At 62.1% G+C, this 25,835-nt stretch carries 26 protein-coding genes; 17 read left to right on the top strand and 9 right to left on the bottom strand.

The genetic code is table 11. The features are described from left to right. Positions 1-3 precede the first annotated feature (3 nt). On the bottom strand, positions 4-1,347 hold the full coding sequence (locus tag KHU30_RS03775) for an MFS transporter (protein ID WP_407928017.1): 1,344 nt from the start codon (positions 1,345-1,347) through the stop codon (positions 4-6). Positions 1,348-1,578: 231 nt separating this feature from the next. On the opposite strand from KHU30_RS03775, the gene cyoA reads away from it, so the two are divergent. The 10 genes from cyoA (at position 1,579) to KHU30_RS03725 (ending at position 11,781) form a co-directional block, all read left to right on the top strand. After that, positions 1,579-2,508 (top strand): ubiquinol oxidase subunit II, encoded by a 930-nt coding sequence (cyoA, locus tag KHU30_RS03770; RefSeq protein WP_211441283.1) that lies wholly within the window; start codon positions 1,579-1,581, stop codon positions 2,506-2,508. Between the two features lie 135 nt (positions 2,509-2,643). Then, positions 2,644-4,647 (top strand): cytochrome o ubiquinol oxidase subunit I, encoded by a 2,004-nt coding sequence (cyoB, locus tag KHU30_RS03765; protein ID WP_211442189.1) that lies wholly within the window; start codon positions 2,644-2,646, stop codon positions 4,645-4,647. Beyond that, positions 4,640-5,278, top strand: a complete 639-nt coding sequence (gene cyoC, locus KHU30_RS03760; protein WP_211441282.1) for a cytochrome o ubiquinol oxidase subunit III — start codon at positions 4,640-4,642, stop codon at positions 5,276-5,278. Before cyoB ends, cyoC begins: the two co-directional genes overlap by 8 nt. After that, positions 5,275-5,763, top strand: a complete 489-nt coding sequence (gene cyoD, locus KHU30_RS03755; RefSeq protein WP_211441281.1) for a cytochrome o ubiquinol oxidase subunit IV — start codon at positions 5,275-5,277, stop codon at positions 5,761-5,763. Before cyoC ends, cyoD begins: the two co-directional genes overlap by 4 nt. Before the next feature lie 10 nt (positions 5,764-5,773). Next, entirely contained in the window at positions 5,774-6,634 is an 861-nt protein-coding gene (locus KHU30_RS03750; protein WP_211441280.1) for an SURF1 family protein, read from the top strand. 79 nt (positions 6,635-6,713) lie between these two features. Continuing rightward, on the top strand, positions 6,714-7,970 hold the full coding sequence (locus KHU30_RS03745; protein WP_407928035.1) for an ATP-binding protein: 1,257 nt from the start codon (positions 6,714-6,716) through the stop codon (positions 7,968-7,970). Further along, positions 7,960-8,496 (top strand): response regulator transcription factor, encoded by a 537-nt coding sequence (locus tag KHU30_RS03740; protein WP_061940801.1) that lies wholly within the window; start codon positions 7,960-7,962, stop codon positions 8,494-8,496. The genes KHU30_RS03745 and KHU30_RS03740 overlap by 11 nt, the downstream gene beginning before the upstream one ends. A 50-nt stretch (positions 8,497-8,546) precedes the next feature. Continuing rightward, positions 8,547-8,993: an RDD family protein gene (locus tag KHU30_RS03735; RefSeq protein WP_211441278.1), complete on the top strand. Its 447-nt coding sequence runs from the start codon at positions 8,547-8,549 to the stop codon at positions 8,991-8,993. A 258-nt stretch (positions 8,994-9,251) separates the two neighbouring features. Continuing rightward, the gene (locus tag KHU30_RS03730; RefSeq protein WP_230427171.1) at positions 9,252-10,439 is read left to right on the top strand and encodes an ABC transporter substrate-binding protein; all 1,188 of its coding nucleotides are present in this window, start codon (positions 9,252-9,254) and stop codon (positions 10,437-10,439) included. Positions 10,440-10,662: 223 nt separating this feature from the next. Then, positions 10,663-11,781 (top strand): ABC transporter substrate-binding protein, encoded by a 1,119-nt coding sequence (locus KHU30_RS03725; RefSeq protein WP_211441276.1) that lies wholly within the window; start codon positions 10,663-10,665, stop codon positions 11,779-11,781. Positions 11,782-11,830: 49 nt separating this feature from the next. On the opposite strand, the gene galE is transcribed toward KHU30_RS03725, so the two are convergent. Both galE and KHU30_RS03715 read right to left on the bottom strand, forming a co-directional pair. Next, entirely contained in the window at positions 11,831-12,850 is a 1,020-nt protein-coding gene (gene galE / locus KHU30_RS03720) for a UDP-glucose 4-epimerase GalE (RefSeq protein ID WP_211441275.1), read from the bottom strand. Positions 12,851-12,857: 7 nt separating this feature from the next. Continuing rightward, a complete protein-coding gene (locus tag KHU30_RS03715) occupies positions 12,858-13,109 on the bottom strand; it encodes a hypothetical protein (RefSeq protein WP_211441274.1) in 252 nt (83 codons plus the stop codon). Positions 13,110-13,137: 28 nt separating this feature from the next. Here KHU30_RS03715 and KHU30_RS03710 point away from each other — a divergent pair, with 28 nt between their 5' ends. The 4 genes from KHU30_RS03710 (at position 13,138) to KHU30_RS03695 (ending at position 17,904) form a co-directional block, all read left to right on the top strand. Beyond that, positions 13,138-14,058, top strand: a complete 921-nt coding sequence (locus KHU30_RS03710) for an ABC transporter ATP-binding protein (protein ID WP_211441273.1) — start codon at positions 13,138-13,140, stop codon at positions 14,056-14,058. A 2-nt stretch (positions 14,059-14,060) separates the two neighbouring features. Next, a complete protein-coding gene (locus KHU30_RS03705) occupies positions 14,061-14,822 on the top strand; it encodes an ABC transporter permease (protein ID WP_211441272.1) in 762 nt (253 codons plus the stop codon). 173 nt (positions 14,823-14,995) lie between these two features. Continuing rightward, positions 14,996-17,086, top strand: a complete 2,091-nt coding sequence (locus KHU30_RS03700; RefSeq protein ID WP_211441271.1) for a bifunctional 2',3'-cyclic-nucleotide 2'-phosphodiesterase/3'-nucleotidase — start codon at positions 14,996-14,998, stop codon at positions 17,084-17,086. 77 nt (positions 17,087-17,163) lie between these two features. Continuing rightward, entirely contained in the window at positions 17,164-17,904 is a 741-nt protein-coding gene (locus tag KHU30_RS03695; protein WP_211441270.1) for a tetratricopeptide repeat protein, read from the top strand. Between the two features lie 59 nt (positions 17,905-17,963). On the opposite strand, the gene KHU30_RS25630 is transcribed toward KHU30_RS03695, so the two are convergent. Next, positions 17,964-18,230 carry a hypothetical protein gene (locus tag KHU30_RS25630; protein ID WP_407928034.1) on the bottom strand — a complete coding sequence of 89 codons (267 nt, stop codon included), beginning with the start codon at positions 18,228-18,230 and terminating at the stop codon, positions 17,964-17,966. A gap of 278 nt (positions 18,231-18,508) precedes the next feature. Between KHU30_RS25630 and KHU30_RS03685 the strand changes: the two genes are divergently transcribed. The 3 genes from KHU30_RS03685 to KHU30_RS03675 all read left to right on the top strand — a co-directional run bounded on the left by KHU30_RS03685 (position 18,509) and on the right by KHU30_RS03675 (position 21,131). Beyond that, on the top strand, positions 18,509-19,612 hold the full coding sequence (locus KHU30_RS03685; protein ID WP_211441268.1) for an aromatic ring-hydroxylating dioxygenase subunit alpha: 1,104 nt from the start codon (positions 18,509-18,511) through the stop codon (positions 19,610-19,612). Between the two features lie 153 nt (positions 19,613-19,765). After that, positions 19,766-19,930: a rubredoxin gene (locus tag KHU30_RS03680; RefSeq protein ID WP_211441267.1), complete on the top strand. Its 165-nt coding sequence runs from the start codon at positions 19,766-19,768 to the stop codon at positions 19,928-19,930. 40 nt (positions 19,931-19,970) lie between these two features. Then, a complete protein-coding gene (locus KHU30_RS03675; RefSeq protein ID WP_211441266.1) occupies positions 19,971-21,131 on the top strand; it encodes an FAD-dependent oxidoreductase in 1,161 nt (386 codons plus the stop codon). A gap of 32 nt (positions 21,132-21,163) precedes the next feature. Here KHU30_RS03675 and KHU30_RS03670 read toward each other — a convergent pair whose 3' ends face one another. From KHU30_RS03670 to osmF, 5 genes are read right to left on the bottom strand one after another with little or no spacing between them, the layout of a single operon-like run. Further along, positions 21,164-21,958, bottom strand: coding sequence for a phosphate/phosphite/phosphonate ABC transporter substrate-binding protein (locus KHU30_RS03670; RefSeq protein WP_211441265.1), 795 nt, complete (start codon positions 21,956-21,958; stop codon positions 21,164-21,166). Next, positions 21,955-22,740, bottom strand: a complete 786-nt coding sequence (locus tag KHU30_RS03665) for an ABC transporter permease (RefSeq protein ID WP_211441264.1) — start codon at positions 22,738-22,740, stop codon at positions 21,955-21,957. The genes KHU30_RS03670 and KHU30_RS03665 overlap by 4 nt, the downstream gene beginning before the upstream one ends. After that, positions 22,737-23,675: an ABC transporter ATP-binding protein gene (locus KHU30_RS03660; protein WP_211441263.1), complete on the bottom strand. Its 939-nt coding sequence runs from the start codon at positions 23,673-23,675 to the stop codon at positions 22,737-22,739. The genes KHU30_RS03665 and KHU30_RS03660 overlap by 4 nt, the downstream gene beginning before the upstream one ends. After that, on the bottom strand, positions 23,672-24,892 hold the full coding sequence (locus tag KHU30_RS03655) for an ABC transporter permease (RefSeq protein WP_211441262.1): 1,221 nt from the start codon (positions 24,890-24,892) through the stop codon (positions 23,672-23,674). The genes KHU30_RS03660 and KHU30_RS03655 overlap by 4 nt, the downstream gene beginning before the upstream one ends. Beyond that, positions 24,889-25,806: a glycine betaine ABC transporter substrate-binding protein OsmF gene (osmF, locus tag KHU30_RS03650; protein WP_211442188.1), complete on the bottom strand. Its 918-nt coding sequence runs from the start codon at positions 25,804-25,806 to the stop codon at positions 24,889-24,891. Before osmF ends, KHU30_RS03655 begins: the two co-directional genes overlap by 4 nt. Between the last annotated feature and the right edge of the window lie 29 nt (positions 25,807-25,835).

Raw genomic sequence — 25,835 nt, 5'->3', positions numbered from 1 at the left:
TGCCTAATCGCGTATTTCCAGCGCGCGGTTCAGGCTCAGGGCCGCCAGCGAACAGGCAGCGCCCGACAGCAGGTAGAAGCTGACATAGGCAAGGCCGAAGTGGGCCGACAGGCCCAGCGCCACCAGCGGTGCGAAACCTGCGCCGACCAGCCATGACAGGTCGGAGGTCAGGGCGGCGCCGGTATAGCGATACTTGGCAGGGAAGTTGGCGGTGACCGCGCCGGCTGCCTGGCCGTAGGACAGGCCCAGCAAGCTGAAGCCCAGCAGGATGAAGATATTCTGGCCCAGCTCGCCGCCGTTCATCAGTGTCGGCACGAAGGCGCTGAGTATCGCGATCAGTATCGCGCAGCTGCCGAGCGTGGTGCGGCGGCCCAGGCGGTCGGCAATCAGGCCCGAGGCCACTACGCCCACCGCCATCAGGGCAGCGCCGACGACCTGGATGATCAGGAAGTCGTGCACCGAGCGCATCGAATACAGGCTGATCCACGACAGCGGGAACACCGTCACCAGATGGAACAGCGCATAGCTTGCCAGGGCGGCCAGCGCGCCGATTAGCAGGTTGCGGCCTTGCGAGCGCGTCATTTCGATGACCTTGGTCGGCTCCAGTTCGCGCTCATCCAGCAGGCGCGCATATTCCGGCGTCGACACCAGGCGCAGGCGAGCGAACAGCGCTACGACGTTGATGGCGAAGGCCACGTAAAACGGATAGCGCCAGCCCCAGTCGAGGAAGTCTTCCGTGGTCAGGTTGCCGAGCAGGTAGGCGAACAGGGCGCCGGCGATCATGAAGCCCACCGGTGCGCCCAGCTGCCCCAGCATGGCGTACCAGCCGCGCTTGTTTTGCGGCGCATTGAGCGCCAGCAGCGACGGCAGGCCGTCCCATGAGCCGCCGAGGGCGACGCCCTGGCCGATACGCAGCAACGAGAGCAGAAGTATCGAATAGAAGCCAAGGTGCTCATAAGTCGGCAAAAAGGCCATGCCGGCCGTGGAAATGCCCAATATGAAGAGCGCGGCAGTCAGCTTGACTTCGCGGCCGAAGCGGCGCTGGATCGCCATGAACAGAACGGTGCCGAACGGCCGGGCGAGGAAGGCGAAAGAGAAAATCACGAAGGCGTATAGCGTCCCTTCCAGTTGTTGCTCAAACGGAAAGAAAACCGCCGGGAACACCAGGACCGAGGCCATCGCATAGACGAAAAAGTCGAAGTACTCCGAGGCGCGGCCGATCACCACGCCGATGGCTATTTCGCCCGGGGCGACTTCAGGATGGTCAGACTTGGCACTGCGGACGTCTTGGGCGGACGAGAGATTAGCGGAAAGATCGCCATTATGGCTATGAGTACTGGTCATCATAATTTTGTCTCTAGTGGGTTTTAGGTCTCTACTAATTATGGCCGTGCCTGCTGGCATGGCGACCCTTCCCGACGCTTAGCGTGGCGTTTTGCGCATAATCCGAGGCTTCATTTCATGCGATTACAAGCGAAACGCTACACTGGCAAGGGTAGGACAAAACGTCCAATCGCCAACGCGCACCAGTCAGTGTACAGTACCACGATCTGATAGCTTCGACTGGACTTTTACTCCATGGTTTCCCTAATTTCTCGTCGCGGATTGCTTCTGCTGCCCGTCTTGCCTGTGCTCCTCCTGGCTGGCTGCAACACAGTAGTCATGAATCCGTCCGGCGATATCGCCTCTCAGCAGGGACGCCTGATCGTCGTCTCCACCTTACTGATGCTGCTGGTTATCGTGCCAGTGATCGCATTGACTATCTGGTTTGCCTGGCGCTACCGTAAAAACAATACCGCCGCGCGCTACGAGCCGGACTGGGACCACTCTACACAACTCGAACTGGTGATCTGGGGCGCGCCTCTGCTGATCATCATCGCCCTCGGCCTGCTGACCTGGATCAGCACCCACACCCTGGACCCGTACCGGCCGCTGTCGCGCCTCGATGCGGACCGTCCGATTCCGGCCGACGCCAAGACCCTGACGGTCGAAGTGGTGGCGCTGGACTGGAAGTGGCTGTTCATCTATCCGGAACAAGGCATCGCCACCGTTAACGAACTGGCGGCGCCGGTCGATATGCCGATCCGCTTCAAGATCACTTCGTCGACGATCATGAACTCCTTCTTCATCCCGGCGCTGGCCGGCCAGATCTACGCCATGCCCGGCATGCAGACCTCGCTCAACGCGGTGATCAACCGTCCAGGCGAGTTCGACGGCTTCTCTGCCAACTACAGCGGCGCCGGCTTTTCCGACATGCGCTTCAAGTTCCACGGCCTGACCCAGGAAAACTTCGACAAGTGGGTGCAGGCGCGCAAGGCGGCCGGCGGCCATCTGAATCGTCCTGACTACCTGCAGCTGGAAAAGCCCAGCGAAAAAGAGCCGGTGCGTTCCTACGCTTCTGTCGACCAGGACTTGTACCACGCCATTCTCAACCGCTGCATCGAACCGGGCCAGATGTGCATGGACCAGATGATGGGCGGCCACAAGATGGAACAACATCATGAATAAGGGCCTGCAAACACCGCCTGGCCAGCAACCAATGCAAGCAACGCAAGCAATGCAACACCGGCAAGCAGCGCTCCGCTCTGCAAGCAATGGCGCGCCGTCAGGCGCCATGTTTCCCTTTTTCACCGGAAAGTAATGATGCTAGACCATATCGATCTGACGAAGCTGATCTTCGGCCGTCTCACCTGGGAAGCGATTCCCTATCACGAACCGATTCTTATCGCGACCTTCCTCATGGTCGCGCTCGGCGGCGCAGCGGTGCTTGGCGCGCTGACCTATTACAAGGTCTGGGGTACGTTGTGGCGCGACTGGTTCACCAGCATCGACCATAAGAAAATCGGCATCATGTACGTCGTGCTCGGCCTGGTCATGCTGCTGCGCGGCTTTGCCGACGCCCTGATGATGCGCGCCCAGCAGGCGTTCGCGTTTGGCGGTTCGGAAGGCTTCCTGCCGCCGCATCATTACGACCAGATCTTCACGGCGCACGGCGTCATCATGATCTTCTTCGTCGCGATGCCGCTGGTGACCGGCCTGATGAACTACGTGGTGCCGCTGCAGATCGGCGCGCGCGACGTTGCTTTCCCTTTCCTCAATAACTTCAGCTTCTGGATGACCACCTTCGGCGGCGGCCTGGTGATGGCGTCGCTGTTCGTCGGCGAATTCGCGCGTACCGGCTGGCTGGCGTATCCGCCGCTGTCCGGCATTCTGGCCAGTCCGGATGTGGGGGTCGACTACTATATATGGGCGCTGCAGATTGCCGGGGTAGGGACCCTGCTGTCGGGCATCAACCTGATCGCCACCATCGTCAAGATGCGCGCGCCTGGCATGAACATGATGAAGATGCCGGTGTTCACCTGGACAGCCTTGTGCACCAACGTCCTGATCGTCGCCGCATTCCCGGTCCTGACCGCGGTACTGGGCATGCTGTCGCTGGACCGCATCTTCGGCACCAACTTCTTCACCAACGACATGGGCGGCAACGCCATGATGTACGTCAACCTGATCTGGATCTGGGGCCATCCTGAAGTCTATATCCTGATCCTGCCGGCTTTCGGCATCTTCTCTGAAGTGGTTTCCACTTTCAGCAGCAAGCGCCTGTTCGGCTACACCTCGATGGTTTACGCCACCGTGGTGATCACCATCCTGTCCTACCTGGTGTGGCTGCATCACTTCTTCACCATGGGTTCGGGGGCCAGCGTCAACTCGTTCTTCGGCATCACGACGATGATCATCTCGATCCCGACCGGCGCCAAGATCTTCAACTGGCTGTTCACCATGTACCGCGGCCGAATCCGTTTCGAGCTGCCCATGCTGTGGACCATCGGCTTCATGATCACCTTCGTCATCGGCGGCATGACCGGCGTGCTGCTGGCGGTGCCGCCAGCCGACTTCGTGCTGCATAACAGCCTGTTCCTGATCGCCCACTTCCACAACGTGATCATCGGCGGCGTGCTGTTCGGCATGTTTGCCGGCATCAATTACTGGTTCCCGAAAGCCTTCGGCTACAAGCTCGACGATTTCTGGGGCAAGTGCTGCTTCTGGTTCTGGACCATCGGTTTCTACGTCGCCTTCATGCCGCTGTATGTGCTGGGCCTGATGGGCGTGACCCGCCGCCTGGGGCACTTCGAAGATCCGTCGCTGCAGATCTGGTTCCAGATCGCTGCCTTCGGCGCCGTCCTGATCGCACTGGGCATCGCTTCCTTCGTGGTGCAGCTGGTGGTCAGCTACCGCCGCCGCGATGCACTGCGCGACACCACCGGCGATCCATGGGGCGCGCGTACGCTGGAATGGTCGACTTCGTCGCCGCCGCCAGACTACAACTTCGCCTTCACGCCGAAAGTGCATGACAACGATGCCTGGACCGACATGAAAGCCAACGGCTACACCCGTCCGCTGAAAGACTTCGTCGCCATCCACATGCCGAAGAACACCGGCGCCGGCTTCATCATCGCCGCGCTCAGCGCAGCCGTCGGCTTTGCCCTGATCTGGCACATGTGGCTGGCGGCGGTCCTCGGCTTTGCCGCGATGATGGCTGCCATCATCGTCCACACCTTCAACTACAACCGCGATTACCATATCTCGGCGGACGAAGTCGTCCGCACCGAGGGCGAACGCACACGATTGCTGGCTAGCCATGTCTGATCTCACTATGAATACCAATAGCGCCACCGGCACGGCTGACCCGAGCGCGCGCTTCTACGTCCGCGAGCACCATCCGGAAAACGGCACCTTGCTGGGTTTCTGGCTTTACCTGATGAGCGATTGCCTGATCTTCGCCTGTCTGTTTGCCACTTACGCGGTATTGGGCCGCAATTATGCAGGCGGCCCGACCGGCGCCGAGCTGTTCGACCTGCCGCTGGTCGCGGTCAATACTTCGCTGCTGCTGCTGTCGTCGATTACTTACGGTTTCGCCATGCTGGAAATGCAGCGCAAGCGCAAGGGCGCGACCCTGGCGTGGCTGGCGGTCACCGGCATCCTCGGCGCCTGCTTCATCGGCTTCGAACTGTATGAGTTCGCCCACCTGATCCACGAAGGCTACGGTCCGCAACGCAGCGGCTTCCTGACTTCCTTCTTCGCCCTGGTGGCGACCCACGGCCTGCACGTCAGCTTCGGCATCGTCTGGCTGGTCACATTGATGTTCCAGGTCAAGCGCCACGGCCTGACCCCGGAAAACGGCCGTCGCCTGATGTGCCTGTCGATGTTCTGGCACTTTCTGGACGTGGTCTGGATCGGCGTCTTCACCTTTGTCTATCTGATGGGAGTTTTGCCATGAGCGGCGGACATCAAGAACACCCGGCCCGAGTTATCGGCCATGGCCACGACGATCATCACGGCCACACGCACGCCGACCACGGCAGCCTGAAAAGCTACACCACCGGCTTCATCCTGGCGGTGATCCTCACCGCGATCCCGTTCTGGCTGGTGATGGGCAAGGTCATCGACAAGTCCAGCACGCTCGGACTGGTGCTGCTCGGCTTCGCCGCCGTGCAGATCGTGGTGCACATGGTTTACTTCCTGCACATGAACACCAAGTCCGAAGGCGGCTGGTCGATGCTGGCGCTGATTTTCACGATCATGCTGGTGTTCATCATGCTGAGCGGTTCCTTGTGGGTCATGTATCACCTGAACCACAACATGATGCCGGGCATGATGACGGATTCGTCCATGCACGAGACTGTGCCTGAGTCGATGCAGAGCATGCCAGGCATGGACATGTCGACCATGCCGAAGTCGCACAGCATGCACGATATGCCATAAAACCAGCACGATGAGACCAGAACCGCAGGGCTCGCTGAGCCCGGCAAACCAGAACGCGGCGCCGGCAACGGCGCCGCGTTCGCGCTCCAGGGCGGCAAAAACGGCGCTGCTGGCCTGCGCTGTGCTGCTGTTTGCCGCTTTTTTCTCCCTCGGCAGCTGGCAAATCAAGCGCCTGCAGTGGAAGCTGGACCTGATCCAGCGGGTCGACGCGCGAGTGCATGCGCCTGTCGCGGCCGCCCCGGGACCGGCGCTGTGGCCGCGCATCAGTGCCGAATCCGATGAATACCGCCATGTGCGCGTCAGCGGCTACTACCTGTATGCACTGACCACCCGGGTCCAGGCCTCGACCGAGCTGGGCGGCGGCTTCTGGCTGCTGACGCCTTTGCGCGGCGCCGACGGCAGCACGGTGCTGGTCAACCGCGGCTTCGTGCCGACCGCTACGCCCGAATCCGTGGTGGCGGTCGCGGAATCCGCGCCGGTCGTCGTCAACGGCCTGTTGCGCATCAGCGAGCCGGGCGGCGGCTTCCTGCGTCATAACGACCCCGCCGGCAACCGCTGGTATTCGCGCGATGTGCAAGCGATCGCGGCGGCGCGCAGCCTGGACCGGGTAGCGCCTTACTTTGTCGACGCCGAAGCCGTGCGCCAGCCTGCCGCGCAGGACATCGGCGACGGGCTGCGTCCGGTTGCCGGTTTGACAGTAATTGCCTTTCACAACAGCCACTTGGTTTATGCTCTCACTTGGTATGCTCTCGCCTTGATGGTGGCGGGCGCCTGCTACTGGGTCGTGCGCGAAGAACGAAAATCGCCGCAGAATGCCGACAGCGCGGCCGGCGAGGACCAAAGTGAAAGTAAAGATGGCAAGCAAAATTGATATTCTTACAAATACAGAAGAGTTGAAACAGCGATGGACAGTGGCGGCAGGCGTGGAAAACGCTGCCGGCCACAAGAATATGCTGCAGCTGATCCAGCTGCGCTGGATTGCCGTGATCGGCCAGATCACCACGATCGCCATCGTCATCCTCGGCTTCGGCATCCAGTTGCCCTTGCCGCACATGCTGAAGGTGCTGGCCTGCCTGGTGGCGTTCAATATCGCCAGCCACCTGCGCTGGCACGAGCGGCGCGTCGCCACCAACGGCGAACTGTTCCTGGCGCTGCTGGTCGACGTCGGCATCCTGACCGCCCAGCTATACCTGAGCGGCGGCACCACCAATCCCTTTGCCTTTCTCTTCCTGCTGCAGGTGATCCTCAGCGCTGTGCTGCTGGAAGCCTGGTCGACCTGGACCATGGTCGCCATCACCAGCCTGTGCCTGGCCGGCCTGTCGCTGTTTTCCGAACCGCTGGCGTTTCCGCCAGATCACGGCAACGCCTTGTCCAGCCTGTATGTGGAAGGCATGCTGATGTGCTTTGTGCTCAACGCCGCGCTGCTGGTGTTTTTCATCACCCGCATCAACGGCAACCTGCGCGCCGGCGACGCCCAGCTGGCCGAACTGCGCCAGCGCGCCGCCGAGGAAGACCACATCGTCCGCATGGGCCTGCTGGCGTCGGGCGCAGCGCATGAACTGGGGACGCCGCTGGCGACCTTGTCGGTGATCCTGGGCGACTGGCGGCGCATGCCCGAGTTCAGCCAAAACCACGAATTGCTGGAGGAAATCGGCGATATGCAAACCCAGCTGCAGCGCTGCAAGAGCATCGTCAGCGGCATCCTGCTGTCGGCCGGCGAGGCGCGCGGCGAATCGTCCGTGAAGACCACCATCAACACTTTCCTGAACGACCTGGCGAAGGAATGGGGCGCGACCCGGCCGGTGGTTTCGTTCGCCTACGAAAACCGCATCGAGCAAGACATCCCGGTGGCCTTCGATTCCGCGCTCAAGCAGATGATCTGCAATGTCCTCGACAATGCGCTGGAAGCCTCGCCGCAATGGGTCAGCCTGGAGGCCTCGCGCGAAGGCGACGCGCTGGTCCTGGTCGTCACCGACAGCGGCCCCGGCTTCCTGCCCGCCATCCTGGCCCAGATCGGCAAGCCCTATCAATCCAGCAAGGGACGGCCGGGCAGCGGCCTCGGGCTGTTCTTCGTGTTCAACGTCGCCCGCAAGCTGGGCGGTACTTTCAGCGCCAGCAACCGGCCGCAGGGCGGGGCGCTGGTGCAGTTGACGCTGCCGCTGGCGGCCATCCGCCTGGAAGAAGAGGAAACAGAACATGCCGGCTGATCGTCTGCTGCTGATCATTGAAGACGACGCCACTTTCGCGCGCACGCTCGGCCGTTCGTTCGAGCGGCGCGACTACAAAGTGCTGCTGGCGGCCAACCTGGATGAAGCCGCGCAACTGCTGCAGCAGCATTCGCCGGGCTATGCCGTGGTCGACCTCAAGCTGAGCGACAATACTTCCGGACTGGCTTGCGTGCAGATGCTGCACAAGCACGATCCAGCCATGCTGATCGTGGTGCTGACCGGTTTCGCCAGCATCACCACGGCGGTGGAAGCGATCAAGCTGGGCGCCTGCCAATACCTGGCGAAGCCCTCCAATACCGACGACATCGAGGCCGCTTTCGGCCACGTTGCCGGGGTGGCCGAGCTTGAACTGAGCACGCGTTCGACCTCGATCAAGACGCTGGAATGGGAGCGCATCCACGAAGTGCTGGTGGAAACCGGCTTCAATATTTCCGAGACGGCGCGCCGTTTGGGCATGCATCGCCGTACACTGGCGCGTAAGCTGGAAAAGCAGCGCATCAAGTAGTCTAGTCGTCGTTCAATCCGCATCGTAGCGCTCACAGCAAAGGCCGTCATATGGAGCAAACGCAATCTGAACTGGAGTACGTAGGATTCTGGCCACGCATGCTGGCCAGCCTGGTCGACTCGGTGTTGCAGCTGCTGGTGATCATTCCCATCATGCTGGCGGTCTACGGTCGCGCATACTGGCAGGACGACAGGCTGTTCAAGGGCTTCAGCGGTGTTCTCTTCGAGTGGGTATTTCCCCTCGCCGCCACCCTGGCGTTCTGGCTGCTGACGCAAAGCTCGCCGGGGAAAATGATGATCGGCGCGAAAATAGCTGATGCCAAGACCGGCGCGGACCCCAGGCCGTTCCAGCTGGCCGTGCGTTACATCGGCTATTTCGTCTCCGCATTTGCTCTGTGCCTGGGCTTCATATGGGTGGCCTTCGACAACAAAAAACAAGGCTGGCACGACAAGATGGCGGGCACTGTCGTGGTGCGCAGAAAAAAACGCGGTAGATAGGAAGGCTTCAGCATTACGCCGGGACGGCAGGCAGAATCGCTGATGGACAGGTTTCACGGCTCCCCCAAGGGAGCCGTTTTTACGTGTGCACTTAGAACGAGCCGTGATCAGCTTGTGTTGTAATTGCAATAACTTCCTTATGGAGACCGCAGCAAGACACATAACAACGCCAGTGCATTGCTGCGCGGTTCATCCGGCACAGGAAAACCTGAACACTACTGAATGGAGACGATGTTGCTAAAATTTTCTTTCAAAAGAATGTTGCCAGTCCTGATTCTTTGTACAAGTTTTCCGGCTCTTGCTGAAAAACCGCCTATCAAGATCGCCGTCATCGGCCCAATTACCGGGAAGTCGTCCGAAGACATCGGCGAAAGCATACGCGGCGGCGCCCGGGTTTTCCTGAGCGACATCAATCAGTTTGGCGGCGTACTGGGGCACCGCGTCGAGCTGGTCGAGCGCGACGATGAAGCCAAGCCTGAAGTCGGCGCCCGCATCGCCAGGGATCTGGTTGACAAGGAAAAAGTCGTCGCCGCGGTTGGCTTCGGCAACACCGGCGTCGCGCTGCCTTCCGCCAAAATATTCCAGGACGCCAGGATCCCCGTGATCATCAGCAGCGCCACCGGCGCCGTCATCAACGAGCAACTGATGCCGCCGGCCTCCGCCGTCAGCTATGTGTTCCGTATTTCCGCCAGCGATGCCTTGCAGCCGATCGTGATCCTGAACGACCTGATCGACCGCCGCAAGATCACCAAGATCGCGCTGCTGCATGATGAAACGCCCTATGGCCAGTCAGGCAAGCAGAGCGTGCTGGACGAGCTGACGCGCCGCCAGCTGGCGCCGGTGACGGTGGCCAGCTTCAAGGTCGGCGAGCAAGACATGAGCAGCCAGCTGGCGCAGGCGCGGGAAGCAGGCGCCCAGGCGGTGGTGCTGTACTGTCTGGCGGACGAAGGCGCGATGGTGGCGAAAAGCGCCGCCATGATGAAGCTGAAACTGCCGATTGTCGGTCCCTGGACGCTGTCGCATAAATCGTTTATCGACCTGTCCGCAGATAGCAGCGAAGGCGTGCGTACGGCGGTCACCTATATCGAAAACCACGGCGGTACGGTCAGCAACCAGTTCGCGCTGGCTTATAAGAAAACCAACAAGGTGAGCCGGATCCCGTCGGCGGTCGCTGCGGCCCAGACTTACGATGCCTTGCGCCTGATTATCCTGGCGATCCACCAGGCCCGCTCCACCGACGGCGACAAGATCCGCGCTGCCCTGGAAGACTTGCGCCAGCCCACCTTGTCGACCGTGGTTTCGCGCTACCAGCGGCCGTTTTCGCCGACCGACCATGAAGCCATCAGCCTGAACATGATCGTCATGGGCGAAATCCAAAAAGGGCAGGTGGCTTACGCTTATCCGGAAGACGCCAGCAGCGGCCTGATTACCCGCGTCAAGAAATGAGCTGTGCATGCATGCCTGTCTGCCTGGCGCTCCGCGCCTGCGGTGCGGAGCGCGGGCCTGGACTGGAATGCTCGGCGCAAGCGCTGAAGCGCCATGGCCTGCCAGGTCGGCGATTACAACAAATCGGCGTGAAATGAACGTCGTTTGAAAGCCGCTTGTAAGCTGTTTGTAAGCTTTGTAAGAGTATTGTCCTGAGAAAATAATTACAAACAGGGGGACAAGCATGAAAATGTTGATCGGCATACTCTTATTTGCATCTGTCGCGCTGGCCCAGGCGCAAGAGCGGGCGGGCCAGGAAAAAATCGTCATCGGCCAGTCGGTGGAGCTTTCGGGCGAAGCCACCGGCAAGGAAAACATGGAGGGGGCGCTGGCTTATTTCGCCTGGGTCAACGCCCAGGGCGGCGTCTATGGCCGCAAAATCGAGCTCAAGTCCTATGACGACAAGCGCAAGCCGGAGACCACCCGGCTCAATACCGAGAAGCTGCTGAAGCAGGACAACGCGCTGGCGCTGTTCGGCTACCGCAGTACGCCGACTGTGGAGGCCGTGCTGCCGCTGCTGATGAGCGAGAAGGTGCCGCTGATCGCGCCTTTTTCGGGCGGCCAGAGCTTGCATCAGCCGTTCAACCCCTATCTGTTCAATCTGCGCGCCAGCTACCAGGCTGAAACCGCGAAAATGATCGAGTTGTTTGGTTCGCTCGGCATCAAGAAGGTGGCGATCCTGTATCAGGACGACAGCTTCGGCAAGGATGGATTGGCAGGATTCCAGCGCAATCTGGCGGCGCATAAGCTGAGCCCGCTGGTCACCGCAAGCTATGACCGCAAGGACCTGAAGCTGGAGCCGGCGGTCAGCGCCATCGCCGCCGCCAATCCGCAGGCAGTCCTGATGGCGTGCACGCCGTCAGCTTGCGCCGATTTCGTCAAGCAGATGCACAAGAAGGGCGCGCATCCGGCGTTCATGATGCTCTCCAATGTCAGTTCCGAGACTTTTTTCGAATCGCTGGGCGACGACGGCCGCGGCGTCAGCGTCATGCAGGTGATGCCTTATCCCAAAGACTTTGCGGCGGCCGTGACGCGGGAGTTCCAGAGCGTCCTGAAAGGCATGGCCAAGCCGCCGCCCAGTTCCTATTCGGCGTTTGAGGGCTTCGTGGCGGCGAAACTGCTGACCGAAGGGTTGCGCCGGGCCGGGCCGAATCCAACCCGGCCGAAACTGATTGCAGCGCTGGAGACGATACGCGATTTCGACCTGGGCGGCGTGCGGGTGTCATATTCGCCGGGCAACCACGACGGTTCGAAATTTGTCGAAATGATCATGGTCGGCAAACACGGCGCCATCCTGCATTGACAACTCATCCCTAGTCTTCCCCTGTCTTCGCGGCGCCGGGCAATGCAGCTCAATCGGTAAAGCCGGCCGGGTTTTGCGACTGCCAGCGCCAGGAATCGGTGCAGATCGATTCCAGGTCTTCCTCTGCGCGCCAGCCCAGCAGTTCGGCCGCCCGTCCGGGATCGGCATAGCACGAGGCGATATCGTCCGGACGGCGCGGCGCCATATCGTAAGGCACCGGCCGGCCGCTGGCTTTTTCGTAGGCAGCGATGACTTCCAGCACGCTATAGCCGCGGCCGCTGCCGATATTCGCGGTGAAACTTTGTTGTTTGCCTTGCAGATAGTTCAGCGCCGCAAGATGCGCCTTGGCCAGGTCGACCACATGGATATAGTCGCGCACGCCGGTGCCGTCGGCGGTCGGATAGTCGCCGCCGAATACCGGCAGCCTGGCGCTGCGTCGGGCTGCCACCCGCGCGATATAAGGCATCAGGTTATCCGGATTGCCGCGCGGGTCTTCGCCGATCAAGCCGCTCTTATGCGCGCCTACCGGATTGAAATAGCGCAGATAGGCGATCTTCCAGCGCGGGTCCGACTGTTCCAGGTCGCGCAGTATCTGCTCGCCGATCAGCTTGGTCTGGCCATAGGGACTCGAGGCCGCCAGCGGAAAATGCTCGAGGATGGGCAAGGCGGCCGGATCGCCATACACCGATGCCGATGAGCTGAAAACCATTTTTTCCACGCCGGCATCGCGCATCGCCGTGCATAGCGTCAGCAGGCTGTTCAGGTTGTTGGCATAGTATTCCAGCGGCTTGGCGACCGATTCTCCTATCGATTTCAACGCCGCGAAATGGATGGTTGCGCCGATGCGGTAATCGCGGAACAAGCGTTCGGTGCCGGCGCGATCGCACAGATCCGCCTGCACGAAGACCGGGGTCTTGCCGGTGATTTTCTTGATGCGGTCCAGCACCAGCGGACTGCTGTTGGCCAGGTTGTCGACGCCGACCACCTCATGGCCGGCATCGAGCAGCTCAACCCAGGTGTGGGAACCGATGTAGCCGGTTGCCCCGGTGAGCAGGATAGCTGCGTTCATATTGTCTTTAAAGCAAAGCAAAAATGGATATAGGCAGAGAGAGTAAGTAGTTTTTTGGATCGAGGCAATCACTGTCTGCGCAAATGCCGGGAATAATCGCGCCCGCCGCGTGATAATCGTGCAATTTAAGCAAGCCCGGCAATTTCAATGGCTTGCAGCCGATTCCGGCAATGGAAAACCGGCCGTAGAGACACTTTTCCTTGCTTCCCTGCATATGGCCGCTTGCCAGCAGTAAATACAAAGCACCATTAGAATGCATGACTATCCGGATTTTAGAAGGAAGCCGAGTGCAATCCATCATTTCAGTCAACAACCTGACCAAGACCTACGCATCAGGGCACAGCGCGCTCAAAAACATCAGCCTGGAGATACGGCGCGGCGAGATATTTGCGCTGCTGGGGCCGAACGGCGCCGGCAAGACGACCCTGATCAACATCATCTGCGGCATCGTCAACCCCAGCCAGGGCCAGGTCCTGGCCGACGGCCACGACGTCGTGCGCGACTACAGGGCGGCGCGCTCGCGCATCGGCCTGGTGCCGCAGGAGCTTTCCACCGACGCCTTCGAAAGCGTGTGGGCTACGGTCTCCTTCAGCCGCGGCTTGTTCGGCAAGGCTGCGCACCCGGCGCATATCGAGAAGATATTGCGCGACCTGTCGCTGTGGGACAAGAAGGATGCCAAGATCCGCACTTTGTCAGGCGGCATGAAGCGGCGCGTGATGATCGCCAAGGCGCTCTCGCACGAGCCGCAGATCCTGTTCCTGGACGAGCCCACCGCCGGGGTCGACGTCGAACTGCGGCGCGACATGTGGCAGATGGTCCGCGGCCTGCGCGAGAACGGCGTCACCATCATCCTGACCACCCACTATATCGAGGAAGCCGAGGAAATGGCCGACCGCATCGGCGTTATCCGCAAGGGCGAGATCATCCTGGTGGAAGACAAGGCGGTGCTGATGGAAAAGCTCGGCAAGAAGCAGCTGAAGCTGCACCTGCAGCGGTCGCTGTCGCAGATTCCCGACAGCCTGGGCGGCAACCAGCTAGAACTCTCGGCCGACGGCAACGAGCTGATCTACACCTTCGACGCCCAGAGCGAACAAACCGGGATCGCCGGACTGCTGCGCCAGCTCAGCGAGCACGGCATCGATTTCAAGGACTTGCAATCGAGCCAAAGCTCACTGGAAGAAATTTTCGTCAACCTGGTGAAAGCATAAACATGAATCTTCATTCTATCCGCGCAATCTATATGTTCGAGATGGCGCGCACCGGGCGCACGCTGATGCAGAGCATCGCTTCGCCGGTGATTTCCACCGCGCTGTATTTCGTCGTGTTCGGCGCCGCCATCGGCTCGCACATGGTCAGCATCAACGGCGTCAGCTACGGCGCCTTCATCATTCCCGGCCTGATCATCATGTCGCTGATGACGCAAAGCACCGCGAACGCCTCGTTCGGCATCTACATGCCGAAATTTTCCGGCACCATTTACGAGGTGCTGTCGGCGCCGATCTCCAGCGTGGAAATCGTCGGCGGCTATGTCGGCGCAGCGGCCACCAAATCGGTCATCCTCGGCCTGCTGATCCTGGCCACGGCGCGGCTCTTCATTTCTTTCGAGATCGCCCATCCGTGGTGGATGATCGCCTTCCTGATCCTGATCGCAGTCACCTTCAGCCTGTTCGGCTTCATCATCGGCGTCTGGGCCGACGGCTTTGAAAAACTGCAGCTGATCCCGTTGATGATCGTCACGCCGCTGTCCTTCCTGGGCGGCAGCTTCTATTCGATCAATATGCTGCCGCCGTTCTGGCAAAAGATCGCCTTGTTCAATCCGGTGGTGTACCTGATCAGCGGCTTCCGCTGGAGCTTCTATGGCGTTGCCGACGTCAACGTGCTGATCAGCGCCGGCATGGCGCTGGCGTTCCTGGCGCTGTGCATGGGCGCGCTCTGGTGGATATTCAAGACCGGCTACCGCCTCAAGAGCTGATGGCCGATGGCTGACGACTGATAAATAATTGCCTGCCGGATTCATGATGGGGTCATATTCGGGATACATAATCCCGACAATGCGTTACCTGGCCGTTACATAACGCCAGAACCACGCGCCCCACATGAAGAACGCGCCATCCAAGGCGCGTTCTCTTTTCCGGAGACCGTTTGATGATCAATAAATTTGGCAAGCCGGCGCTGGCTGCCGTCGCCGCAATGACCGTGGCTGCCTGCGGCAGCAGTTCCTCCACGCTGCCGGCGCAGGTGCAGGAAGGCAGCGTACTCAAGATGGCGATTCTTGAGACCACCGACATCCATTCCAATGTGCTCGGCTATAACTACTACGCGCTGGCGCCCGACGCCAGCCTGGGCCTGGACCGCACCTCGACCCTGATCCAGGGCGCGCGCGCTGAAAATCCCAACAACGTGCTGTTCGACGACGGCGACGTCATCCAGGGCACTATGCTGGGCGACTACCAGGCGCAGGCCACGCCGGTCACCTGCAGCGGCACGCTGGCGGTGCACAAGGTGATGAATGCCCTCAAGTACGACGGCGGCGGCATCGGCAACCATGAATTCAATTACGGCCTGGGATTCCTCAGCCAGATCACCAATTCCGACCTTGGCGTGACCGGCGTCGCCAAGCCGGCCGGCACTTGCGGCGCGCCGGCGTTCCCGCTGGTGCTGTCGAACGTCAATAGCGTGGCCAGCCAGAAGCCGATTTTCAATCCCTATGCCGTGATTCCCAAGCTGTTCGCCGCCACCACGCCGGACGGCAAGACCATCGAAGTGCCGCTCAAGGTCGGCATCCTCGGCTTCGTGCCGCCGCAGATCATGGACTGGGATCAGAAGAACCTGGCCGGCAAGGTGTATGTCAACGGCGTGCAGGAAAGCGCCAACCAGTACGTGCCGCAATTGCGCAGCGCCGGCGCCGACGTCATCGTCGCGCTCTCGCACGGCGGGCTGGATGCCTCGCCCTACAGCCCGAAGATGGAAAACGGCAGCCTGTATCTCTCGACCACCGGCATCGACGCGCTGCTGGTCGGCCATTCGCACCTGATTTTCCCAGCAGCCAAGGAAGCCAAAGCGCCGGCGCTGGATGCTTCGCTGGCAGCTTTGCCCAAGAACATCGTCGACAGCAAGAACGGCTTTGTCAATAACGTGCCGACCGTGATGGCGCAAAGCTGGGGGCGGCGCCTCGGCATCATCAAGCTGACCCTGCAATACACGGGCGGCAAATGGGTGATCCAGCAACCCCTGACTACCGTCGAAGCGCGCGGCTTCAAATATGCCGACGGCGTCACCAGCGTGGCGGCCGATCCCGCCATTGCGGCGCTGGTGGACAGCGAACACAAGGCCACCATCGCCTATGCGCAGCAGCCGCTGGGCACCACTACGGATTTCGAGATGTCGTCGTACTTTGCGCTGGCGGGCGATGTCGGCGCGATCCAGATCGTCAACCAGGCGCAGATCGACTATGTCAAGAATTTCATCGGCAGTTCCACCGACGCCACGCTGGCCAGCTACAAGAACATCCCGGTGATCTCTTGCAGCGCGCCGTTCAAGGCCGGCCGCAACGGGCCGTCGGATTTCACCGATGTCGCGCCGACCGCATCCAAGGCGGCGCCATTTGCCTTGCAGGTTCGTAATCCCGGCGATCTCTACCTGTACAGCAACAACAATCTGCAGGCAGTGAAAATCAAGGGCTCGGACCTCAAAAACTGGCTGGAAACCTCCGCTTCGCAATTCGGTAAGATCGATCCCAACGCAACCGCGGAACAAGACTTGGTGCCCTCGTATTCATCCATCTACAACTACGACGTGTTCTATGCCGAAGGCAATGCGATGCAGTACCAGATTGATGTCACCCAGCCGGTCGGCAGCCGTATCGTCAACCTGACTTACCAGGGCAAACCGGTGGCCGCCACGGACGATTTCATCGTCGCCACCAATGACTACCGCGCCAGCGGCGGCGGCAATTTCCCTGGCATCGACGGCAGCAAGACCATCATCAAGTCGCCGGACGCCAGCCAGGCGGTGGTCAGCGGCTACCTGCAAAAGCTCGGCAAGGTTACGCAGGCGAACAATGGCAGCGGCCAGAGCTGGAGCTTCGTCAAGGTAGCCACCAAGGGGCCGGTGATCCTGCGTTCGACGCCGGGCAAGCTGGCCGTGGCGCAAGCGCTCGGCCTGAACCGCGTCACCGCCGAGGGCGCTCTTGATCCCAGCGGCTTTTCCAAGTACGCGATCGACTTGAGCAAGTAGGTGCGGCCGGCGTGGTGCGGCCGGCATCCTCGATTTACCAAGCCCCGGTTGCACGGGGCTTGTCTTGTTTGGTAAAGATGAAAACATATTCAAATCTGTCGGTGGCGCTGATCTTCGGACTGCTGCTTGCCGCTTGTAGCGATCAGCAGCCGGCAGCGCCAGGCAGCGCGAAGCTGGAAAGCCTGGGCGTGCTGGCCCGGCAGGGCGGGCAGGCATCTGCGGTCGATCAATTGCAGGCCTGGGCAGAGCGCGGCTCATCAATCGCGCAGCGCGAATTGGCCCTGACCTACGAAGACAAGGCAGCGAGCGAGAAAGATGCGGCTTTCTGGCTGATCAAGGCGGCCCGGGGCGGGGATAAAGAAGCTGCTTTTGTCCTGGCCGGCGCTTACTACAACGGCAAGCTGGGACTCGGCAAAGATCCTGCGGCGGCCGCGCAATGGTATGGAAAGGCGGCAGCGCAGGAGGACGAAAGAGCTGCCTTGATGCTGTCGCGCATGGCCAAGTATGGCGAAGGCATGCCGCAAGACCTGAAACAATCCGTTTCATGGCTGCAGCAAGCCAGCGCCAACGGCAGTGCGCAAGCCATGTTCCTGCTTTCCAACGCATATGCCGCGGGCGACGGCGTCCCTCAGGACCCGGTGCTGGCGCGCAGCTGGCTGGAGAAATCTGCGCAGGGGGATTTTCCGCCGGCGCTGCAGTCGCTGGCGCTAGCCATGGATGCCGGAAGTCCGGATGCAGAGAAAAATCCAGAGCGGTCCTATCATTTGCTCAAGGAAGCAACTGAAGAGCGGCGCATGCACTGGGACAAGGCGCAATAATTCCTTGCATCGCGCGCCAGCTCAACTGCCGCCATAGCCTGCGGCCGCGGCCGGAGGCGCTACGTTCTCCCGGATGCTGTTGAGCCAGGCGGTCCAGAACGCAGCCGATGCATCTTCAAAGCCGGGGCCGAACTGTTCAGTGTCGGCGCGCAGGCGTGCAGGATCGATATCCTGCGTATTGGCCGATGCAGCATCCTGAGCTCGGCGCCTATCAGCTTCCGGATATAGTGGTGCTCTTCCATATCGTCGTCTGCGCTCAAATGCTCCCAGCCGATTTCCTTACCGGCAGAACCCGGGTAGACCCGCGCATGCGAGGCTGCCGCCATCAATTGCGCGCCCAGGCAAATGCCGAGCGTCGGCAGGTCTTCCAGCGAGTTTGCGCACATCCGGGCCGGTTTGGCCTACCTGGCGTTCGCATCTTCGCTATATATTGAAGAATATAGCGAAAACGTAATTTAGCGCCTATTCTTCCCTTGGCTTGCGGTGCAGCGGCGCTGGCCGGCCGCCAGCCTGTCTTGGTAGGAAAACCCTTATCAACGTTTTGCCCCTATGGGGAATTTGCAGCTTGCCTCAGGGGCACGCTATAAATCAACTTGGAGAATTGATGTCATATGTGCCTATTTCCATAGCAACCGAATCGCAATACCGGCAATCCCAGCAACGCCAGCAACGTGAGCAACACAGCGCGCCCGACGACAGCCCGCCGCGCGACAGCACCTTCCACCCGGAAGACTGGAAAATCCTCAGCAAATTCTGGTATCCCGTTGCATTTTCTTCCGACCTGACTGACAAGCCGATCGCCGTGCGCCTGCTCGACGAGCGCCTGGTCGCTTATCGCGCCGAGGGCAGGGTAGTGATCGCCAAGGACATGTGCGCGCATCGCGGCGTGCCGCTGAGCCTGGGCTGGGTCGAGGGTGAAAACATCGTCTGTCCGTATCACGGCTTGCGTTACGGGCCGGACGGCAAATGCCGCCATATACCGTCGCAGCCCGACGGCCACATTTCCGAGCGCCTGAAGATCTGCATGTATCCGGCGCAAGAGCGCTACGGCCTGATCTGGACCTCGCTCGGCGGCGGCCACGAAGCCTTCCCGGAATTCCCGGCCTGGGACAACCCGGATTTCCAGCAGATCTTGCCGCCCTCGATCGATATCGCTGCCTCGGCCGGACGGCAGGTCGAGGGCTTCATCGACGTCGCCCACTTCGCCTGGATCCATGAAGCCACATTCGCCGACCGCGACAATCCCTTTGTGCCGCAATATACCGCCGAACGCACCGAGCGGGGCATGCACGCCGAATACATCAGCACGGTCAGCAATTTCCCCAAGCGCATGCAGCACCGCGCGCCTGCGGACTACCTGTGGCGCCGCGTGTTCAATATCGAACTGCCGTTTACCGCCAGCCTGACGGTGGATTTCCCGGAGGGCGGCGTGCTGTCTATCCTGAACGCCGCCAGCCCGGTATCGGCCAGGTCGACGCGCCTGTTCGTACCCATCGCGCGCAATTTCGACAAAGACCAGCCCTTGCAGGAGGTCTACGACTTCAACCGGCAGATTTTCGAAGAAGACCGCGCGATCGTGGAAACCCAGCGTCCCGACGATCTGCCGCTGGACCGGGGCGTCGAGGCGCATATCCTGGCTGACCGCTCCTCGGGCGCTTACCGCCGCGCCATGAGCCTGCTCGGCCTGGGCAGCGCGTATTCGGGCTGAGTTTCCTGCAACCCCGTCCGTGTAGACAGGATCGCCGCCGACGCCCGGCCGGCGCCATCTCTCGTCGCCCTGGCCGGGCGCAGGGGGGCGGCGCCAGGGCGCCGCGGCCATCCGGATCGCGGCAAGCACCAACGTGATATCGAAGAGAACAATATGCGCAAATGGGAATGTGTAGTGTGCGGCTTCCAGTACGACGAAGCCGAAGGCATGCCGGATCATGGCATCGCGCCGGGGACCAGCTGGGAAGATGTCCCGGACACATGGTTCTGTCCTGACTGCGGCGTCGCCAAAGCAGAATTCGAAATGGCGCCGGCCTAGGCGGCATCGATAGCTCCTCATCCAACCAAGAGGTTTCAACATGGCACCAATCATCATCATCGGCAGCGGCATGGCCGGTTACACCGTGGCGCGCGAGTTCCGCAAGCTGAACCGGCAAACGCCGCTCACCATCATCAGCCGCGACTGCGGCAGCTTCTATGCGAAGCCCATGCTGTCGAACGCCTTCCAGCAGGGCAAAGACATGGCAGGGCTGGTCAATTTCACGGCGCAGCAAATGGCCGCGCAGCTGGACGCCACCATCCTCAGCCATACCGAAGTCGAGGCGATTGAGCCGAATAGCCGCAGCGTCACCGTGGCAGGTCGGCGCCTGCCCTATAGCGCACTGGTGCTGGCAGTGGGAGCAGACCAGCGCCAGCTCAGGCTGGACGGCGACGGCGCCGCCGATGTCATGACGGTCAACGACCTGGCCGATTACGGCCGCTTCCGGCAAGCCCTGGAGGGCATCCGCCGCGTCGCCATCCTTGGCGCCGGCCTGATCGGCTGCGAATTCGCCAACGACCTGGCTACCGCGCAGTTCGAGGTATCGCTGGTCGATCCGGCCGCATGGCCGCTGAGCCGCCTGCTGCCGCAGCAGGCCGGGCTGGCCATGGCGAATGCCTTGGCCGGGCTCGGGGTGGCGCTGCACCTGGGCAAGACGCCGCAATCCATCGCACGGCGCGGCGCCGGCTATACCGTGCACATGGCCGATGGCGACAGCCTGGAGGCCGACCGGGTTATAGCTGCCGTCGGCCTGGCGCCGCGGCTGGATCTGGCGCGCAAGGCCGGGCTGTTCGTCGACCGCGGGATCGTCGCCAACGCCTGGCTCTACACCAGCGCGGAACATGTGTATGCCTTGGGCGATTGCGCCGAAGTGGACGGCTTGCTGCTGCCTTACGTCATGCCGATCATGCAGGCAGCGCGGGCGCTGGCCAAAACCCTTAACGGCGAGCCGACCCGCGTGGCCTATCCCGCCATGCCGGTGGTGGTGAAAACGCCGGCGCTGCCGGCCGTGATCGTGCCGCCTATCCTGTCGGACGGCCGCTGGGAACCGGCGGAAGCCTTGCAGGCAGAGGGCATCGTCACCGGCATGCGCGCGGTGTACACCAACTGTCAGGAAGAGGTATGCGGTTTTGCCTTGCTGGGCGAATGCGTCAAGGAAAAAGGCGTGATGCTGAAAACCCTGGACCCCTGGCGCCCTTGACGCGGCAGCGAAACCGGCCTGCGCCAGGCCGGCTACCAGTCGGCCAGGCCGTCTTTCGTGTTTTGTCCGGCCCTGGCCGCGCAGATGCGGTAATCGTTTTCATCCAGGGCGGAAAAGCCGGCGATGCGCATGGCGCCCAGGCTGTCGCGCAGTTCTGGCGCTTGACAGCACATGCTCAGTGCCTGCCGCAGTTGCGCCAATGCCGTTGCAGGCGTGCTCAGCGAGGTAATCAGCGGCAGGCCGGGCATGGATTCTGTAAAACCGATGGCGGCAAGCCGTTCGAAAACAGCAGGCTCCTGTTGTCGCAGCAGGAAAGCGCTGACGCAATCGAGCGCAGCGATGTCGGCCTCGCCGCCGGCAACCATCTGCGCCGAGTGGCGATGCGCGCCGCTGAACAGTACCTTGGAAAAGAAGCGGCCGTCGCGCGCCAATGGCGCAACCGCGCTGCGCAGCGCGTGATAGCCGGACTGCGAATGCCGTTCATTGCAGACGGCGACGGCGCCGCCAAATTGCGCCAAGGATTTGCCAGCGTCTTCCCGGCGCACCAGCAGGGTGCTGCTGTAATTGCTGTGCCGGCAGCCGGGGACATCGAAATGCCAGGCCCCGACCACCTGCACCTTGCCGCGCAACAGGGTGGAAACCGGATAGCCGCACGACTGGCTCAGCAGCAGGTCGCTGCGTTGCCAATGCCGGAGCAGGTCGTCCGGCTGCGACAGCTCCAGCGGCAGCCGCTGCAGGCCGGCGCGCTGCAAGTTGTCGCGCAAGGCCGTCCAGAATACGCGCAGGCTGGCGGCCGGAAACGGATACATCGGCAGTGCGCAGATCATGCATCCCCCTGGTCCTGGGCGCCGCCTGCGGATTGCGGCGTCCAGCGGCGCGCCAGCAATTCGAACAGCTGGTCGGCCACGATCGCCAGCAGGCCGACCAGCAGCGCGCCCTGGATCACATAGGCGGTGTTGAAACCGCTGAGGCCGACAATGATCGGCAAGCCCAGGGTTTTTGCGCCTACCGTCGAGGCGATCGCTGCGGTGCCGATATTGATCACTACAGAGGTGCGCACGCCCGCCAGTATCACCGGCGCGGCCAGCGGCAGCTCGACGCGCCACAGGATCTGGCGACGGCTCATGCCGATGCCGCGCGCCACTTCCAGCACCGGCTGCGGAATGGACGACAAGCCCGTGAGCGCGCCTTGCGCCACCGGCAAAATGCCGTACATCACCAGCGCGATCAGGGCCGGCGTTTCGCCGAAGCCGACCAGCGGCACGGCCACCGCGAGCACCGCCACCGGCGGGAATGACTGGCTGATGGCCAGCATCGTTTCCAGCAGCGAGCGAAAAGCCTTGCCGGCCGGCCGGGTCACCAGCAGACCGGCGCCGACGCCGCCCAGCACGGCGATGCCGCCAGAGATGGCGACTATGCGCAGGTGCGCCAGCACCAGGGCAAGAAACGAGTCCTGCTGGTAGATGGGCCGTTCCAGCTCCGGAAAAACGGCGCTGAACAGCGGACCCGCCAGCGGCATGCCGAAGATTAGTCCCGCCAGCAGCAGGCTGCTGACAATCAGCCAGCGATGGCGGTACAGAGAATTTCGCGGTTTGACCGGCCAGTTCAAGTCCGCTCCGTCAGTAAATCTGCAAAATGCAGTACGCCGGCAGCCTGGCCGTGTTCATCCACCACCGGTAGGCTGTGCACCTTGCGCGTGATGAACGCCGAGAGCGCTTCGCGCAAGGTGCCATCGCTGCGGATCGGCTCGCCTTCAATGGCCGGCCCGGCGCGCACCCTGGCGGCGATCTTGTCCAGCCCGAGCAGGCGGATGCCGACATCGCTCTGGCCGACAAAATCGCGCACCAGGTCGCTGGCCGGCGCCAGCAGGAAATCGCGCGGCGCCCCTTGCTGCACGATACGGCCGTGATCCAGCAGCACGATACGCTCACCCAGCGCCAGCGCCTCGTCGATGTCGTGGGTGACCAGCACAATGGTCTTGCCAGAAATGGCGTGGATATTGGCGAGTTCCTGCTGCAAGCTGCTGCGGGTGACCGGATCGAGCGCGCCGAACGGTTCATCCATCAGCAGCACTTCCGGATCGGCCGCCAATGCGCGCGCCACGCCGACTCTTTGCTGCTGGCCGCCGGAGAGCTGGTGCGGATAGCGGCGCCGGAAGGTCTCAGGCGCCAGGTGCAGCAGCGTCAGCAACTCGTCGACGCGCTGCTGGATGCGCGCTTTCGGCCATTTCAGCAGGGTCGGCACGGCCGCGATATTCTGCTCCACGGTCCAGTGCGGGAACAGGCCGACCGACTGGATCGCATAGCCGATGCGGCGCCGCAGCTGTTCCGGCGAGTAGCCGGCAATGTCTTTTCCCAGCAGCCTGATATTGCCATTGCCGCTGTCCGGTTCCAGCAAGCGGTTGAACAGCTTCAGCAGCGTCGACTTGCCGGAACCGGAACTGCCGATCAGCACCGCCAGCTCGCCGGCGTTGATGGCCAGCGACACGTCGCTGAGCGCGCGGCGGCCGTCGAACGATTTGCTGATATTCTCGATTTCAATCATTGATTTTCCCGAATTGTCCTGGTGAGCAATGAAATCGCGACCTTGAACGCAGCGTCGACGCTGATCGCCAGCAGCACCACTGGAATCACCCCCAGCAGCACCAGGTCCAGCGCGCTGCTGGCCATGCCCTGGAACATCAGCGTGCCGAAACCGCCGGCGCCGATCAGCGCCGCCACTTCCACCAAACCTACCGCCTGCACGGTGGTGACGCGCACGCCGTTGAGAAAGACCGGCAGCGCCAGCGGCAGTTCGACCCGAAAGAAAATCTGCCGCGGCGACATGCCGATGCCGCGCGCCGCTTCGCGCACCGCGGCCGGCACCTGTTGCAGCCCCGCTACGGCGCTACGGGTCATCGGCAGCAGCGAGTAGAGGATCAGCGCCAGCAAGGCCGGCGCCATGCCGATGCCGCTGATGCCGGTACGCGGCAGCATCAGGCCGAGCAAGGTCAAGGGACCGATCAGCAGGCCGAACAAGGCAATCGATGGAATCGTCTGTATCACGTTCAGGACGGGAAACAACAGCCGGCCCAGGCGCGGGCTGCGGAACGAGAGGGCGCCGAAACCAGTGCCGATGACAACCGCCGGCAGCACCGAAAACAGCACCAGCTGCAGATGCCGCAGCAGCGCCTGATCGAAGCTGTCCAGATGATTGCGGTACTCCTTCAGCAACGACAGATGGTCGAGCCGGCCCGTCAGCAGCAAGCCGATTGCCGGCAAAGCCGCCAGCGCTACCACCGCGACCTGGGCCGGCAAGGACAGCCGCAGCCCGCGCAAGGCTTCGGCCAGCTGCAGCCAGGCGGCCAGCGCCAGCAGCCAGAAGGCGCCGCCGAACGAGACGCGCGCCAGCGAATCTTCCGTGCCGCTGCGCAGGCGGGCTTCCTGGCCGGCCAGCGCCAGCAGGCCGTAGCTGAACAGCGCGGCAGCCAGGATCAGCAATATCCGGCTGCCGCGGCTCGGGCGCAGCCAGGGCGCCGCCAGCAGAGGCAAGGCCGGGACCGCCAGCAGCCAATAGAGGCCGGCATGGCTGAGCAGTTCGTTGAGAAATATGCCATGGCCGCTGAGCAGCCGGTTGGGCGCAAAAGTGAGCAGCGGCAAGCCGGCGGCGGCAAGGATAGCCGTTGCCGCCAGCAGCAGGTGCACCGGATTGTGCAGTTGGATCGAGAGCGGCGCCAGTTTGCCGGAGCGCGGCGGCAGGTTCGCCAGGCGCTCTGCCGTCATCGGATAAAGCCCTTGCTGCGCAGATAATCGGCGGCGACCTTGCGGGCATCGCGGCCTTCGATGGCGATGCCGGCATTGAGCTTTTGCAGGGTCGCGCTATCGAGTGAGCTGAATACCGGTTGCAGCAAGGCGGCGATCCTCGGCTCCCTGGCCAGCGCGTCGCTGCGTATCACCGGCGCCGGCGCGTAGACCGGCTGCACGGCTTTGACGTCATCCAGCGTCGCCAGGCCCAGGGCCGCGACCGCGCCGTCGGTGCCGTAGACCATCGCGGCGTTGACGCCGGAAGTCTGTTCGGCAGCGGCCTTGATCGTGGCGGCGGTGTCGCCGCCGGCCAGGGTCAGCAGCTGGTCTTGCTTCAGCTTGAAACCATAGGCGCCTTCAAACGCCGGCAAGGCGTCCGGACGCTCGATGAACTCGGCCGAAGCGGCCAGCTTGATCTTGCCGCCCTGGCTGATCCAGCGGCCGAGGTCGGCCATGGTTTTCAGCTGGTTGGCTTGCGCGATTTCCTTGCGGATCGCAATCAGCCAGGTATTGTTGGCCGGCGAGGGCGTGAGCCATATCACGTGGTTCTTGTCGGCATCGAGCTTTTTCACCAGCTGATAGCCGGCGCCGGCATTCTTCCAGGCCGGGTTGCTGCCGTCGGCGAAGAAGAAGGCGCCGTTGCCGGTATATTCCGGATAGATGTCGATGCCGCCGGCCAGCAGTGCGCCGCGCACCACCTTGGTGGTGCCGAGCTGCTGGCGGTTGACGGTCTTGATGCCGTTGGCTTCGAGCACCAGCTCGATGACATTGCCCAGCAAGGCGCCTTCGGTGTCGATCTTGGATCCCACGCGGATCGGCTCGGCCGCCTGTGCGTAGGAAGTGAGCAGGGTAAAGGCAAACAGGGCGGTCAGTCGGCGGATGGGCAGGTTCATGTGGTCGATGTGGTCGTCAAGGTGCAGTT

This window comes from Collimonas humicola, from assembly GCF_018304945.1.
In the GTDB taxonomy this organism is placed as follows: domain Bacteria; phylum Pseudomonadota; class Gammaproteobacteria; order Burkholderiales; family Burkholderiaceae_D; genus Collimonas; species Collimonas humicola.
The sequence above is the reverse complement of the archived record's forward strand: the minus strand, read 5'-3'. Positions and strand labels throughout refer to the sequence as shown.

What these genes read in the sequence shown, in the direction of transcription:
- KHU30_RS03775 (WP_407928017.1), bottom strand. Translation starts at nt 1,347, where the DNA reads ATGATGACCAGTACTCATAGCCATAATGGCGATCTTTCCGCTAATCTC.
- cyoA (WP_211441283.1), top strand. Translation starts at nt 1,579, where the DNA reads ATGGTTTCCCTAATTTCTCGTCGCGGATTGCTTCTGCTGCCCGTCTTG.
- cyoB (WP_211442189.1), top strand. Translation starts at nt 2,644, where the DNA reads ATGCTAGACCATATCGATCTGACGAAGCTGATCTTCGGCCGTCTCACC.
- cyoC (WP_211441282.1), top strand. Translation starts at nt 4,640, where the DNA reads ATGTCTGATCTCACTATGAATACCAATAGCGCCACCGGCACGGCTGAC.
- cyoD (WP_211441281.1), top strand. Translation starts at nt 5,275, where the DNA reads ATGAGCGGCGGACATCAAGAACACCCGGCCCGAGTTATCGGCCATGGC.
- KHU30_RS03750 (WP_211441280.1), top strand. Translation starts at nt 5,774, where the DNA reads ATGAGACCAGAACCGCAGGGCTCGCTGAGCCCGGCAAACCAGAACGCG.
- KHU30_RS03745 (WP_407928035.1), top strand. Translation starts at nt 6,714, where the DNA reads ATGCTGCAGCTGATCCAGCTGCGCTGGATTGCCGTGATCGGCCAGATC.
- KHU30_RS03740 (WP_061940801.1), top strand. Translation starts at nt 7,960, where the DNA reads ATGCCGGCTGATCGTCTGCTGCTGATCATTGAAGACGACGCCACTTTC.
- KHU30_RS03735 (WP_211441278.1), top strand. Translation starts at nt 8,547, where the DNA reads ATGGAGCAAACGCAATCTGAACTGGAGTACGTAGGATTCTGGCCACGC.
- KHU30_RS03730 (WP_230427171.1), top strand. Translation starts at nt 9,252, where the DNA reads ATGTTGCCAGTCCTGATTCTTTGTACAAGTTTTCCGGCTCTTGCTGAA.
- KHU30_RS03725 (WP_211441276.1), top strand. Translation starts at nt 10,663, where the DNA reads ATGAAAATGTTGATCGGCATACTCTTATTTGCATCTGTCGCGCTGGCC.
- galE (WP_211441275.1), bottom strand. Translation starts at nt 12,850, where the DNA reads ATGAACGCAGCTATCCTGCTCACCGGGGCAACCGGCTACATCGGTTCC.
- KHU30_RS03715 (WP_211441274.1), bottom strand. Translation starts at nt 13,109, where the DNA reads ATGCATTCTAATGGTGCTTTGTATTTACTGCTGGCAAGCGGCCATATG.
- KHU30_RS03705 (WP_211441272.1), top strand. Translation starts at nt 14,061, where the DNA reads ATGAATCTTCATTCTATCCGCGCAATCTATATGTTCGAGATGGCGCGC.
- KHU30_RS03700 (WP_211441271.1), top strand. Translation starts at nt 14,996, where the DNA reads ATGATCAATAAATTTGGCAAGCCGGCGCTGGCTGCCGTCGCCGCAATG.
- KHU30_RS03695 (WP_211441270.1), top strand. Translation starts at nt 17,164, where the DNA reads ATGAAAACATATTCAAATCTGTCGGTGGCGCTGATCTTCGGACTGCTG.
- KHU30_RS25630 (WP_407928034.1), bottom strand. Translation starts at nt 18,230, where the DNA reads ATGGCGGCAGCCTCGCATGCGCGGGTCTACCCGGGTTCTGCCGGTAAG.
- KHU30_RS03685 (WP_211441268.1), top strand. Translation starts at nt 18,509, where the DNA reads ATGTCATATGTGCCTATTTCCATAGCAACCGAATCGCAATACCGGCAA.
- KHU30_RS03680 (WP_211441267.1), top strand. Translation starts at nt 19,766, where the DNA reads ATGCGCAAATGGGAATGTGTAGTGTGCGGCTTCCAGTACGACGAAGCC.
- KHU30_RS03675 (WP_211441266.1), top strand. Translation starts at nt 19,971, where the DNA reads ATGGCACCAATCATCATCATCGGCAGCGGCATGGCCGGTTACACCGTG.
- KHU30_RS03670 (WP_211441265.1), bottom strand. Translation starts at nt 21,958, where the DNA reads ATGATCTGCGCACTGCCGATGTATCCGTTTCCGGCCGCCAGCCTGCGC.
- KHU30_RS03660 (WP_211441263.1), bottom strand. Translation starts at nt 23,675, where the DNA reads ATGATTGAAATCGAGAATATCAGCAAATCGTTCGACGGCCGCCGCGCG.
- KHU30_RS03655 (WP_211441262.1), bottom strand. Translation starts at nt 24,892, where the DNA reads ATGACGGCAGAGCGCCTGGCGAACCTGCCGCCGCGCTCCGGCAAACTG.
- osmF (WP_211442188.1), bottom strand. Translation starts at nt 25,806, where the DNA reads ATGAACCTGCCCATCCGCCGACTGACCGCCCTGTTTGCCTTTACCCTG.